General features: G+C 70.3%; 8 protein-coding genes and 2 pseudogenes. All 10 read left to right on the forward strand.

Annotation, left to right across the window (positions count from 1 at the left end):
- Window positions 1-122: 122 nt before the first annotated feature.
- Window positions 123-677 (forward strand): annotated as a pseudogene (locus ACNFOC_RS38710) (type II secretion system F family protein); the annotation flags it as partial.
- Window positions 678-785: 108 nt separating this feature from the next.
- A complete protein-coding gene (locus tag ACNFOC_RS38715) occupies window positions 786-1028 on the forward strand; it encodes a DUF4244 domain-containing protein (RefSeq protein ID WP_416963698.1) in 243 nt (80 codons plus the stop codon).
- A gap of 4 nt (window positions 1029-1032) precedes the next feature.
- Window positions 1033-1824, forward strand: a pseudogene (locus tag ACNFOC_RS38720) (hypothetical protein); the annotation flags it as partial.
- 155 nt (window positions 1825-1979) lie between these two features.
- Window positions 1980-3365, forward strand: a complete 1386-nt coding sequence (locus tag ACNFOC_RS38725; RefSeq protein ID WP_416963699.1) for an ABC transporter substrate-binding protein — start codon at window positions 1980-1982, stop codon at window positions 3363-3365.
- Window positions 3366-3372: 7 nt separating this feature from the next.
- Window positions 3373-4713: a carbohydrate ABC transporter permease gene (locus tag ACNFOC_RS38730; RefSeq protein ID WP_416963700.1), complete on the forward strand. Its 1341-nt coding sequence runs from the start codon at window positions 3373-3375 to the stop codon at window positions 4711-4713.
- An 88-nt stretch (window positions 4714-4801) separates the two neighbouring features.
- The gene (locus ACNFOC_RS38735; RefSeq protein WP_416963701.1) at window positions 4802-5710 is read left to right on the forward strand and encodes a carbohydrate ABC transporter permease; all 909 of its coding nucleotides are present in this window, start codon (window positions 4802-4804) and stop codon (window positions 5708-5710) included.
- 155 nt (window positions 5711-5865) lie between these two features.
- A complete protein-coding gene (locus ACNFOC_RS38740; protein ID WP_416963702.1) occupies window positions 5866-8127 on the forward strand; it encodes a bifunctional glycosyltransferase/CDP-glycerol:glycerophosphate glycerophosphotransferase in 2262 nt (753 codons plus the stop codon).
- 150 nt (window positions 8128-8277) lie between these two features.
- Window positions 8278-10479 (forward strand): bifunctional glycosyltransferase/CDP-glycerol:glycerophosphate glycerophosphotransferase, encoded by a 2202-nt coding sequence (locus ACNFOC_RS38745; RefSeq protein WP_416963703.1) that lies wholly within the window; start codon window positions 8278-8280, stop codon window positions 10477-10479.
- A gap of 7 nt (window positions 10480-10486) precedes the next feature.
- A complete protein-coding gene (locus ACNFOC_RS38750) occupies window positions 10487-12709 on the forward strand; it encodes a bifunctional glycosyltransferase/CDP-glycerol:glycerophosphate glycerophosphotransferase (RefSeq protein WP_416963704.1) in 2223 nt (740 codons plus the stop codon).
- On the forward strand, window positions 12706-13926 hold a 1221-nt coding region (locus ACNFOC_RS38755; RefSeq protein WP_416963705.1), incomplete at its 3' end, for a hypothetical protein. The genes ACNFOC_RS38750 and ACNFOC_RS38755, both read left to right, overlap by 4 nt.

Below are 13926 nucleotides of genomic sequence, written 5' to 3' on the forward strand. Positions count from 1 at the left end.
GGTCCTTGCCGATACCCACCGAGTAGTACTGCTTCGGGGTCGGCGGCGAGGACGGCCGTGCCCAGTTCCCCCAAGGAAACCGGCGCCATGACGACCTGCCCGCCCGGTGGCGGAAGCGGGGCGGCGGGGTCGCCGGGGTCGTGGTGGGCGCGGTCGTCGCCGTCGGGCTGTGGCAGTGGCGGCGTCGGCAGGTGGCCGCCGACTCCGTCGCCGAGCGCGATGCCGCGACCGCCACCCGCCAACTCCCGCTGGCCGCCGATCTGCTGGCCGCCTGCATCGCCGCCGGAGCCTCGCCGGTGATCGCCTCCCAGGCCGTCGGAGAGGCCCTCACGGGGCCCGTGGGGGAGCGGCTGGCGCGTGCGGCGGCGGAGGTGCGGCTCGGTGGCGAACCGGCCGACGCCTGGCGGAGGTTGGCCGCGCTGCCGGGCGCCGGCCCGCTGGCCCGGTTGCTCGAACGGGCCGACGAGTCGGGGCTCCCCGCCGCCGGACCGGTCGCCCGGCTCGCGGCGGAGGCCCGCGCCGACTGGACACGCACCACGACGGCACGGGCCCGGCGGGCGGCCGTTCTGATCACCGCACCGGTGGGGCTGTGCTTCCTGCCCGCGTTCATCGCGGTCGGCGTGCTGCCCGTGGTGATCGGGCTCGCGGGCGGGGCGACGGGAAGGAGCGGTGGCTGACGGGAGGCGCGAGTGGTGACGGACGTACGACGAACAACGGCTGATCTGAACCAGAACGACTGATCAGGACCAACGGGACCAACAGGACCAAACCTCACGGGGGTTGAGATGTACAAGGCAGTGCAGGCTATGCAGGCAGTGCAGGCAGTAGCGGTACGGGCCGTGCGAGCGGTACGGGTACGACTGGGCGGCGGGGCGCGCGGGGACGCCGGTATGGCCACCGCCGAGTACGCGATGGGGCTGATCGCGGCGGTGGCGTTCGCGGTGGTGCTCTACAAGGTGGTGACCAGCGGGGCGGTCAGCGCGGAGCTCCAGAGCATCGTGAAGCGGGCCCTCGATGCGAAGGTGTGAACGCCGGGTCTGCACGGACGTCCCGCATGTCACCACCCACCTCACCGCCAACGACCCTGTGCGCATGCGGGAGTTCGCGCAGTCCCTGAGCGCGGAGCTGAAGCGGCGGGCCGAGCTGCTGGGCCGGATCGGCTTCGTCGAGTGGCACTCGCGGCACGAGATGTCGGGGCGGATCATCGCCCAGCGCGGCACGTCGGGTGCCGGGGACCTGGACTCGCCGACCAGTTCGACGATCCGGCTGCGCCCGTCGGCGGCGGCCCGTCAACAGACGGAGGCGGCACCGCCGTTGCCCCGCCTGGTCGTGGTGGTCGACGACCTGGACGCGCTGGTGAAACCCCCGCTCGGCTCCCCCGGCCGCCCCGCCGCCGGGTCGGTGATACGCGCACTGGAGGCGGTGGCCCGCGAGGGCGAGCGGCTCGGGGTGCACCTGGTGGCGGCTGCCGCCGTAGAGGCGCGTACGTCCGAGACCGAACCCGCCCGGCACACGACCCTGCGCGTCAGCCTCGATCCGACGGCCCAGGGGCCGGAGGAACCCGCCCCGGGGCGCGGCCGGTTGACCCTGCCGGACGGCCGGGCGACCCCGTTCCAGGGTGGCCGGGTGACGGGCCGTATCCCGCGGACGGCGACGCTCCGTCCCACGGTCGTGCCCCTGGAGTGGCAGCGCATGGGCGACCCGCCGGCCCGCCGCCCGGTCCGCGAACTGGGCAACGGGCCCACGGACTTGGCGCTCCTGGCCAGCGCGCTGGAGCGGGCCACACGCTCGGTGTCGGCGGCGGAGGTGCCGTCGCTCCTCTGATCGTTCACAGGCCGCCCACACAACCCCACGTCACGACCCAATCACGATCGCGTACTTGACAGCGGACGCCATCTTGCCGCGTTCAAGTACCGGGCGTAGACCAGTGCGCACGGAAGCGTTCGAGCGTTCGACGAGGAACGAAGAACGGGGCAGTGATGCGCAGCACGAGCAACACAAACCGGACACGCACCACCGTACGTACAGCGGCAGTTGTCGCCGTGGGGGCACTGGCGCTCTCACTCACCGCCTGCGGTGGCAGCGACAACAAGAGCAACGACAGCAAGACCAGCAGTCCCTCGGAATCCGCCGGCACGGTCACCCTTCCCAAACTGAACGGCGAGAGCCTCGAAGTGGCCGCCGTGTGGACCGGTGACGAGCAGAAGAACTTCAAGGCGGTCCTCGCGGAGTTCGAGAAGCGCACGGGTGCCAAGGTCACCTTCGTGCCCGCCCAGGACCCGATCATCAACTTCCTCGGCTCGAAGGTCGCGGGCGGCCAGCCGCCGGACGTCGCGATGCTCCCGCAGCCCGGCGCCATCAAGCAGGCCGTCGACAAGAAGTGGGCCAAGCCCCTCGGAGCCGACGCGCTCAAGGAGTTGCAGAAGAACTACGCGCAGGGCTGGCAGGACATCGGCAAGGTCGACGGCAAGCAGTACGGCGTCTACTACAAGGCCGCCAACAAGTCGCTGATCTGGTACAACGCCAAGGTCTTCGAGAACGCGGGCGCCAAGGAGCCCAAGACCTGGCAGGAGTTGCTGACGACCGCACAGACGATCTACGACTCCGGGGTCACGCCGTTCAACGTCGCCGGCGCGGACGGCTGGCCGCTGACGGACTGGTTCGAGAACGTCTATCTCTCGCAGGCGGGCCCGGAGAAGTACGACGCGCTGGCCCAGCACAAGATCAAGTGGACGGACCCCTCCGTGAAGGAGGCCCTCACCACGCTCGCCCAGATCTGGGGCAAGAAGGCCTACATCGCGGGCGGCCAGAGCGGCGCGCTCCAGACGGAGTTCCCCGCCTCCGTGACCCAGACCTTCACCGGCGGCGACCAGCCGAAGGGCGCGATGGTCTACGAGGGAGACTTCGCGCAGGTCAACATCCAGGAGACGAAGGCGAAGGTCGGCACCGACGCGAAGGTGTTCCCGTTCCCGGCGGTGGGCTCCACCTCGCCCGTGGTCTCCGGCGGCGACGCGGCCGTCATCCTGAAGGACTCCAAGGCGGCCCAGGCGCTGGCCACTTTCCTGGCCTCACCGGACGCGGCGACGATCCAGGCGAAGCTCGGCGGCTATCTCTCCCCCAACAAGAACGTGCCGGACTCGGCGTACCCGAACGCGGTGCAGCGGACGATCGCCAAGGCGCTGATCGCGGCCGGTGACGACTTCCGCTTCGACATGTCCGACCAGGCCCCGCAGTCCTTCGGCGGTACGCCCGGCAAGGGCGAGTGGAAGGACCTCCAGGACTTCCTGAAGAACCCGACGGACATCGCGGGCACGCAGGCGCGGTTGGAGAAGGACGCGGCGGCGGCGTACGCGAGCGGGAGCTGAGCCCGAGATGGCATCGGCAGCGGCGGAGGCCCCCGGGGCCTCCGTCCCTCCCCGCAACCGCAAGAGCGTGACCGGCACCCGCAGGACCGTGGCAGTGCTGTTCCTGCTGCCCGCCCTGGTGCTGCTCGGCGCGCTCGTGGTCTACCCGATCGGGTACTCGCTGGTCCGCAGCTTCGGCAACCAGGCCGGCGACGGTTTCGCCGGATTCGACAACTACAAGGCCCTGTTCACCGACGACGGCATCCGCACCGCCCTGAAGAACAACGTCATCTGGGTGATCTTCGCGCCGACGGTCGCCACCGCCCTCGGCCTGATCTTCGCGGTGCTGACCGAACGGGTCAGCTGGGGAACGGCGTTCAAGCTGGTCGTCTTCATGCCGATGGCGATCTCGATGCTGGCCTCCGGCATCATCTTCCGCCTCGTCTACGACCAGGACCCGCACAAGGGTGTCGCCAACGCGGTCTGGGTCGGCATCCACGACACGTTCGCCTCGTCGTCGGCGTTCCCCAACGCCCACCCGGGCCGCGAGTCGCCGCTGAAGGCGGACCACGGCGGCTTCATCACCAGTACGACGGTCCACACGGGCCAGACCGTCGTCCTCCCGCTGGTCGGCGTCGCCCCCGACCAGATGCCCGACGGCGCGAAGAAGGCCGTGGCCGCGAAGGCCGAGCCGGGGAAGATCACCGGCACGACCTGGCAGGACTTCACCCGCGGCAAGGGCGTCGGCAGGCTCGGCGGGGTCGACCCGTCCGAACTCGGCTACGGCGGCATGAAGATCGAGGCGGTCAAGGACGGCAAGGTGGTCGCCTCGACGAAGGCCGCCGGCGACGGCACCTTCACACTGCCCGCCAAGGCCGACGGGGCCCAACTCCGGCTCCCGGCAGGCAACTTCAAGGCGCCGTACAACGGAGTGGAGTGGCTGGGCCCGTCGTTGGTGACGCCGGCCATCATCGGGTCGTACGTGTGGATGTGGGCCGGGTTCGCGATGGTGCTGATCGCGGCCGGACTCGCGGGTGTGCCACGGGAGTTGCTGGAGGCGGCGCGGGTCGACGGCGCCAACGAGTGGCAGGTGTTCCGGAGAGTCACGGTGCCGCTGCTGGCGCCGGTGCTCGCGGTCGTCGTCGTCACCCTGATGATCAATGTGCTGAAGATCTTCGACCTGGTCTTCATCATCGCCCCGGGCTCCTCGCAGGACGACGCGAACGTGCTGGCCCTGGAGCTGTACCGGAAGGGCTTCTCGGAGGACCAGCCGGGGATCGCCAGCGCGATCTCGGTGTTCCTGCTCCTGCTGGTGATCCCGGTGATGCTGTTCAACGTGCGTCGGCTCAGGCGGGAGGTCAGGCGATGAGTGCACGTCTGTTTTTCTGCTGGGGGTCCGGGGGTTATCCCCCGGGAGAATGCAGCAATGTGCGGCGACTGCGGCGGGAGGTGCGGCGATGACGACGGATGCCGGAAGTCTCGGTAAAACCGGGCCAGTTGAGGTCGTCAAGGCGCGGGAGTCGCTCGGCTCCCGGCTCGCGGCGGCGGCGAGCGGAGGCCTGGTCAGGGTGTTCCTGATCGTCGTCGGCCTGTTCTGGCTGGTGCCGACGCTCGGGCTGCTGCTCTCCTCGCTGCGCAGTCCGGAGGACATGAACGCGAGCGGCTGGTGGAAGGTCTTCAGCCAGCCGTCCCAACTCACCTTCCACAGCTACAAGACGCTGCTGGAGAACAGCGACATCACCAACTCGCTGTGGAACACCGTCCTGATCACGGTCCCCGCGACGCTCCTGGTCGTGGTGATCGGCTCGCTCGCGGGCTACGCGTTCGCGTGGATGGAGTTCCCGGGCCGCGACTGGTGGTTCCTGGGCGTGGTCAGCCTGTTGGTCGTGCCGGTGCAGGTGGCGCTGATCCCGATCGCCGAACTCTTCGGCAAGCTGGGCCTGTTCGGGACCATCTTCGGGGTGATCCTGTTCCATGTCGGCTACGGGCTGCCGTTCGCGGTGTTCCTGCTGCGGAACTTCTTCGCGGAGATCCCACGCGAACTCCTGGAGGCGGCACGGCTGGACGGGGCCGGTGAGCTACGGCTGTTCGCCCGGGTCGTGATGCCGCTGGGCGGGCCCGCGATCGCGAGCCTGGGCATCTTCCAGTTCCTGTGGGTGTGGAACGACATGCTGGTCGCGCTGGTGTTCACCAAGTCGAGCACCCAGCCGATCACGGTCGCACTCCAGACGCAGGTACGCCAGTTCGGCAACAACATCGACGTGCTGGCACCCGGTGCGTTCATCTCCATGGTGATCCCGCTGGCCGTGTTCTTCGCGTTCCAGCGGCAGTTCGTGACCGGTGTGATGGCAGGCGCGGTCAAATAGCCGCAAAACACACATAGTTCAAAGGGGTGGGCCGTCACCGGCCCGCCCCTTTTCGTTCACCGCACGTCCCCCGTATGCCGTACGCGCCGTAACCAAGTCACTCCATCGGCCGTTCCCGGGCAGAACGCCCGCGCCGACCGACCCATGGATGTCCCTTGCCCAGGTTCAGTGTCATTGTCCCCGCGTACAAGGTGCAGGCGTACCTGCACGAATGCCTGGAATCGGTGCTCTCCCAGTCGTACCCCGATCTTGAGCTGATCGCGGTCGACGACTGCTCGCCGGACGCCTGCGGCGCGATCATCGACGAGTTCGCGGCTCGCGACGCCCGTGTGCGCGCCGTCCATCTCCCCGAGAACCAGGGCCTCGGCCGCGCCCGCAACGCCGGTCTGGAACAGGCGACCGGCGACTATCTCGTCTTCCTCGACAGCGACGACACGCTCACGCCCGACGCGCTGCGCTCGATCGCCGACCGCCTGAAGGAGACCGGCGAACCGGACGTCCTCGTCTTCGACTACGCGCGCACCTTCTGGTCGGGCGAGGCCCGCCGCAACAAGGTCGCCGCTCAACTCACCGAACAGGGCCCGGCACCCTTCCGCCTGGAGGACCGCCCCGGGCTCCTCCGGGTCATCATGGTGGCCTGGAACAAGGCGTACAGACGGGAGTTCGTCGAGCGCGAGGGCTTCGCCTTCCCGCCCGGCTACTACGAGGACACCCCGTGGACCTACCCGGTCCTGATGGCCGCGGAGACGATCGCGACCCTCGACCGGGTCTGCGTCCACTACCGCCAGCGCCGCCAGGGCAACATCCTCGGCACGACCAGCCGTTGCCACTTCGACGTCTTCGAACAGTACGACCGTGTCTTCGCGTTCGTCGACGCGCGCCCCGAACTCGACCAGTGGCGGCCGGTGTTGTTCCGCCGCATGGTCGACCACCTCGCGACGGTGTTCACCAAGCCGGACCGCCTCCCGCGCGGCACCCGCGCCGAGTTCCTGCGCAAGGCCCGTGCCCACTACCGCCGTTACCGTATCCCCGGCACCCCGGTCCCGCTGCGCACCCGCATGCGTCACACGCTCGTCCACTTCGGCGTCCACCGCACGTTCCGGGCCGTGCAGGCGGCGATGAGCTGGCGCCGCAGCGCGGTCAAGCTCGCCGCGAAGGTGCTGCGCGCGCTCAGGGCGGCCGCTCTCCAGCTCCACTACCGCGTCCAACTCCGGCTCCCGCTAAGGGATCGCGCGGTGTTCGCCGCCTACTGGGGGCGCGGCCACAGCTGCAACCCGGGCGCGCTGGAGACGGCGTTCCGCACCCACGCCCCGCACATCCGCACGGCGTGGATCGCCCGCCCCGAGCACCACCACACGATCCCGGCCGCGACGCGCAGGCTGCGCCCGAACACCGCCTCCTATTGGACGGCGCTGGCCCGCTCCAAGTACCTGGTGAACAACGTCAACTTCGACCGCCGGCTGGTCAAGCGCCCCGGCCAGGTCATGATCCAGACCCAACACGGCACCCCGCTCAAGCACATGGGCCTCGACCTCCAGGAACGCCCGGCCGCCGCACGGGACATGGACTTCGCCGAACTCCTCAAGGGCGTCGACAAGTGGGACCACGTCCTGTCCCCCAACCGCCACACCACCCTGACCTGGGAGCGGGTCTACCCCGGCAGCTACACGACACTCGCCTACGGCTATCCCCGCAACGACGTGTTCCAGCAGGCGACTTCGGCCGACGTGGCCCGACTGCGCGAGTCCCTCGGCATCCCGCAGGACACCATCGCGCTGCTCTACGCGCCGACCCACCGCGACTACCGCCGCGTCCAGCGCGCCCACGTCGACCTCGACCGGCTGCTGCGCCGCCTCGGCCCGCGCTTCGTCGTGCTGGCCCGCGCCCACTACTGGCACGAGGGCCCGCTCGCCCCCGCGTCCGGCGGCCGGATCATCGATGTCACCGACCACCCCAGCGTCGAGTCGCTGTGCCTCGCCTCAGACGCCCTGGTCACGGACTACTCGTCCCTGATGTTCGACTACGCCAACCTCGACCGCCCGATCGTCATCCACGCCGACGACTGGGAGGCCTACGAGGCGGCCCGCGGCACGTACTTCGACCTGCGGGCTTTCCCGCCGGGCGCGGTCGCGCGCAGCGAGGACGAACTGATCGACATCTTCGCGACCGACCACTGGCGCGGCTCCCGCTCGACCCAGCTGCGCACCGCGTTCCGCGAGCGCTTCTGCCCCTACGACGACGGCCGCGCCGCCGAACGGGTCGTACGGCACGTGGTGTTGGGCGAAACGGACCTCCCGCCGGTCGTGCCGCTCGCTGACCGCCACCCGGTCCCGTCGGCCGCCGCGAGCCTCACGCGCTCCCCGCTCGCCACCGTGCCACAGCCCGCGACGTCCCTGCCCGTCACCGACCGACTCTGAACGCCGTTCCCACACCGGGGAGTTCGCATGCCGTCAAGCCCCTCGCGCCCCACACCGACCCGCCCGACCACCTGGCGCCCGACCGGACGCCCCAGGGCCTGTCGCGCGCACTGACACCGGACCCCTCCGGACCACTGGAGAAAGAACAGAATGCCCCGCTTCAGCATCATCGTCCCGTCCCACGGGGTCGCCGGCCGGCTGTCCCTGGCCCTGGACTCGGTCCTCGCGCAGTCCTACGGCGACTTCGAGCTGATCCCGGTCTGCGACGCCCCCGGCTCCCCGGCCGCCGACGTCGCCACCGGCCACGCCGGACGGGACTCGCGGGTGGCCCCGGTCAACTCGCCACCCTCCGCGGGCCTGAGCGGGGCACGCAACACCGGCCTACGGGCGGCGACCGGCGCCTACGTCCTGTTCCTGGACGGCGACGACACCCTCGCCCCGGGCGCACTGGCCGCGCTGGACGCCCGGCTCGCGGAGACCGAGGGTCCTAAAGACGTCGACGTCCTGTACTTCGAGCACGAGCGGACCCCGTGGTGGGAGGGCGAGCCCACCAACCCGGCGGCCCCGCTGCTCGCGAAGACCCCGGCGGGCGCCTTCTCCCCCGCGCAGGCACCGCAGTTGACCGGCGTACAGCTTCCGGCGTGGAGTGCGGCCTACCGCCGCGCCTTCCTCACCGAGCACCGACTCACCTTCCCCGAGGGCCGGTTCACGGACCTGGGCTGGGGCGGCCTGGTCACCGTCGCCGCCGAGCGGGTGGCGGTGCTGCGCTCGGTGGTCGTACGGCATCTGCTGCGCAGGCAGGGCAGCCGGCTCAACCTGCCCGGCGAGCACCACCATCAGCTCCTCGACCAGGTGGAGTTGGTGCTCGGCGCGGCGCGAGTTCTGCCTCCCGAGCGGTCGCACGCGCTGTTCGAGCAGCTCTTCGCCGTGGTGCTGAAGACCGCCTCCCGGCCCGAGCGGCTTCCCTCCGGGCACCGCGCCTTCTTCCGCCGGGCCGGGCGGCTGTACCGGAGTCACCGGCCCGCCGACTTCCGTGCGCCGGGCGGGAGTCTGGGGGTACAGCACCGGCTGCTGGCCTCGGGCGCGTACACGGCGTTCAAGGCGCTGCGCGGCGCCAACCGGTCTGCGTCAGGCGCGGCCGAGCGGGTCCCGCGCCCCCGGATGCTCCGCACCCGCCTGCGCTACGCCCGCGACCTGCGCCGCCCACTGGACCCCAACCTGGCTGTCTACTGCTCCTATTGGGGACGCGGCTACGCGTGCAGCCCGGCCGCGATCCACGCGAAGGCGAGCCAACTCGCCCCGCACATCCGGTCCGTGTTCCTTGTCGAGCCGGACGCGGTGGACGCCGTACCGAAGGGCGTCGAGCACGCCGTGATCGGCAGCCGGAAGTACTGGGAGGTGCTGGCGCGGGCCAAGTACCTGGTGAACAACGCCAACTTCGCGGAGGGCGTCGTCAAGCGGCCCGGCAGCGTGCACGTCCAGACGCAGCACGGGACCCCGCTGAAGAAGATGGGCGTCGACCAGTCGACGTACCCGGTGGTGGCCGCCGCGACCGGCAGCTTCGCCAAACTCCTCGGCCGGGTGGACCGTTGGGACTACAACATCTCCTCCAACCGTCACTCCACCCAGATGTGGGAGCGCGCCTTCCCGGGCTCGTACGAGGCGTTGGAGTACGGCTATCCGCGCAACGACGTCTACTACACGGCCACGGCAGATGAAGTGGCCCGTGTGCGGCGGGAGTTGGGCGTCCCGGAGGGCAAGACGGCCGTCCTGTACGCGCCCACCCACCGCGACTACCAGACCGGCTTCGACACCGGCCTCGACCTCGATGCGTTCTGCGTGGCGGCCGGCGATGACGTGGTCGTGCTGCTGCGCGCCCACTACTTCTACGACCAGGGCCGCGCGAAGAGCACCGGCCGGATCATCGACGTGACCGGGCACCGCTCCTCCGAGGACGTGTGCCTGGCCGCCGACGCGCTGGTCACGGACTACTCGTCGATCATGTTCGACTACGCCAACCTCGACCGGCCGATCGTCGTGTACGCCGACGACTGGGACGTCTACCGGGAGACGCGGGGCGTCTACTTCGACCTGATGGAGGCGCCGCCGGGACCGGTCGCGCGGACGCCCGAGGAGCTGGCGCAGGTATTCAGCGACGGCTCGTACGCGGGAGCGGAGTCCACCGCCCTGCGGGCCGAATTCCGCGCCCGTTTCTGCGAGTTCGACGACGGGCTGGCCGCCGAGCGGGTCGTACGCCGGGTGTTCCTCGGCGAGCCGCCGGAGACAGTGCCGCCCGTGATCCCGCTCGCGGAGCGCGTCCCGGCCCCCGCCGCCACCCTCGTAAGGAGCTGAACCCGAAGTGCCCCGCTTCAGCGTCATCGTCCCCGTCTTCAAGGTGCAGGGCTTTCTGCGCGAGTGCCTCGACTCGGTTCTGGAGCAGTCCTACCGGGACATCGAGGTGATCGCCGTGAACGACTGCTCGCCGGACGGCTGCGGCACGATCCTCGACGAGTACGCGGCCCGCGATCCGCGCGTCCAGGTGCTGCACCTGCCGGAGAACGTCGGCCTCGGCCGCGCCCGCAACGCCGGAATGCCCCTGGCCACCGGCGACTTCCTGTTCTTCCTCGACAGCGACGACACCCTCACCCCGGGCGCGCTGCGCGCGATGGCCGACCGGCTCGACGCGAGCGGCGACCCGGACGTCCTGGTCTTCGACTACGCGCGCACCTACTGGTGGGGCGGCACCCGGCGCAACGTCCTCGCGCACGTCCTCACCGAGGTCGACGGCACCTTCACGGTCGCCGAACACCCGGAGATCCTCGACCTGTTGATGGTCGTGTGGAACAAGGTGTACCGCCGGGAGTTCGTGCACAAGCACGCCTTCGAGTTCCCGCCGGGCTACTACGAGGACACGCCCTGGACGTTCCCGGTGCTGCTCAGCGCCGAGCGGATCGCCACCCTCGACCGGATCTGCCTGAACTACCGGCAGCGGCGCCAGGGCAACATCCTGTCCACCACCAGCCGCAAGCACTTCGACATCCACGACCAGTACGAGCGGGTCTTCGCGTTCGTCGACTCCCGCCCGGAGCTGGCGAGTTGGCTGCCGTACCTGCACCGCAAGATGGCCGAGCACTGTCTCGACATCCTCGGCAAGCCGGACCGGCTGCCCCCGTCCGACAAGGCCGAGTTCTTCCGCCGTACGGCCGAACTGTTCCGCAAGCACAAACCGGCGGGCGCGAAGGCGGACGCCGAAGTCCGTGCCCTGGAAGGCAGTTACGCGCTGTACCGGGTCCGGCGGCAGGCGGGGCGGGGCGGGCGGCAGCTCGAACGCCGGGCGTCACAGGCCCGCAGGTCGGCGGCCGGACGGATCAAGGGCGGCTGGGCCGCGCTGCACGCCCGCCGGTCGTTGGACCCCAACCTCGTTGTCTACTCGGCCTTTTCGCACCGCGGGGTCCTCGGTGACCCGGCCGCCGTCTACTACAAGGCGCGGGAGATCGCCCCGCACCTCCGGGGCGTGTGGGTCGTACAGGACGCGGAACAGGCCGCGCTGCTGCCGCCTGATGTCGAGCACGTCCTCCTCAACACCTTGCGGTACCGCCAAGTCACTGCGCGCGCCAAGTACTTCGTGAACAACGTCAACTGGCCCGGCACCCTCACCAAGCGCCCCGGCAGCGTCCACATCCACACCCACCAGGGCACCCCGCTCAAGTACATGGCGGCCGACCTGCTGGACAAGCCCGGCGGCCGCTACGGCCTCGACGTCCCGCAGATGCTGCGCCGCGCCGACCGCTGGGACCACAGCCTGGTCGCCAACCGGCACTCCGAGCTGGTGTGGGAGCGGGCGTATCCGTGCCACTTCGCCTCGGTCCGGACGGGGAGTCCGCGCAACGACGTCCTTGTCGCCGCAACACCGGGAGCGGGGGCGGCAGTTCGGGAGCGGCTCGGTATCCCCGCCGGGCACACCGTCGTGCTGTATGCGCCGACGCGGCGCGAGTACGTCCGGGGCGGGCACGTCGACCGCCTCGACCTGGCCCGGTTCGCCGAGGATCTCGGCCCGGAGCACACCCTCGTCGTACGCCTCCACCCGTCCCTCGCGACCGGACCCGCGCGCGGCATGGGCCTCGCGGACCTGCACCGGCGTGGCGTCCTGGTCGACGCGACCGACGAACCCTCCGTGGAGGACGTCATGTTGGCGTCCGACGCGCTCATCACCGACTACTCGGCCCTGATGTTCGACTACGCCAACCTCGACCGGCCGATCGTGCTGCACGCCGACGACCGGGAGGCGTACGCGGCCAGCCGGGGCACCTACTTCGACGTCACCGCCGCGCCACCGGGCCATGTGTCCGGCTCCTACCGGGAGTTGGCGTGGCTGTTCGCGTCGGGTGCCTGGCGGGACGAGGACTCGACGCGGCTGCGGGCCGAATTCCGGTCGCGCTACTGCGAGTTCGACGACGGGAAGGCCGCCGAGAGGGTCGTACGGACGCTGCTTCTGGGGGAGGACGACCGGCTGCCGCAGACCGAGTCCGGTGCACGGGTTCCCTCTCCTGCCGCCGGGCACGACCAGTTGGCGTCCTCATGAGGCCGCGTACCTGGGTGCTGGTGCTGGCCGCCGTGTTCGCGGTGCTCCAACTCGCCAATGTCACCGGGCGGGCGACGCCCGACACGAAGAACTACCTGTCGTACGCGATGAGTCTGCGCGGTGCGAGCGCGCACGAGGCGGCGACCGTCGCCATCGACTACTCCTGCGCGAGCAAGGGGGCGAACGCGCGGCGCGACCAGAGCGTGAACCCGTTGAACTTCCACGGTAAGGACCCCGCCGCACGGGTCGCGAAGAAGTGCCGGGACGCGGAGTGGCGGGGGGTGAACGCGCGGGTGCGGGCCGAGCAGACGGGCGGGTTCATCACGCCTTTCACGTCGGAACGGTTCATGCGGATCTTCGAAGTGCGGCCCGGATACCCGGTGTTCCTGGTGCCGTTCGTGACGCTGCTCGGTCCGGTCTGGGGGATGTGGTCGGCGAGTGTCGTCCTCACGGTCGGGGGTGGGATCCTTGTTTTCCTGATCCTGCGCACGTTGTCCGTGTCGGTGCCGTTCGCGTTGACCGGGCAGGCGCTGTACTACGTGCTGCCGTGCGGGACGACCTCGATGCGGCCGATGACCGAGGGGCTGATGACGGCCCTGACGTTGGCGGCGCTGTGGGGCTGCGGGCTGGTGCTGAAGGGGCAACGTACGCGCGTCGGACTCGCCCTGGTGGGTGGTTCGTTGGTGCTCCTCTTCACCGTCAAGCACTCGCAGTCCCTGTTCCTCGGGCTGTGCCTGGCCGGTGCGGGCGCGTTGGTCGCCGTAGGGCGAATGCGGCGTGGGCGGGCGCCGGGGCGGGCGTTGGTGGTGGTCGCCGGGTTCGGGGCAACTGCCGCGCTGGGCACGCTGGTTGTGGCGAGTGCGCTGCACTATCCATCGCAGACCGACAGCCTTCAGGACCTGCTCACCGACCACTACGCCCGCCCCGACCGCACGCGCCTGTGGCCCGAATTCCTGCACCTGGAAGCGAACTTCTGGCTGGAGTGGACGCGGCAGCAGCTGTGGCAGCCGATGCTCGCGGCGGCGTTGGGTGCGGGTGTGTGGGGTGCCTCGCGGCGGCCGGCGTTCGGGGTGTTCCTGACCGGGGCCGCGTTCACGGGGGTTCTCACGCAGGCCGCGCATCCCGATGTCAGCGTGTGGGGTGGGCGGTTGATCGTGCTGGTGTGGTTGCTGCCGGTGGTGGGGGTGCCGTTGCTGCTGGAGAGTGCGGTGCGGGGG

The organism is Streptomyces colwelliae (genome assembly GCF_048158785.1).
Lineage (GTDB): Bacteria > Actinomycetota > Actinomycetes > Streptomycetales > Streptomycetaceae > Streptomyces.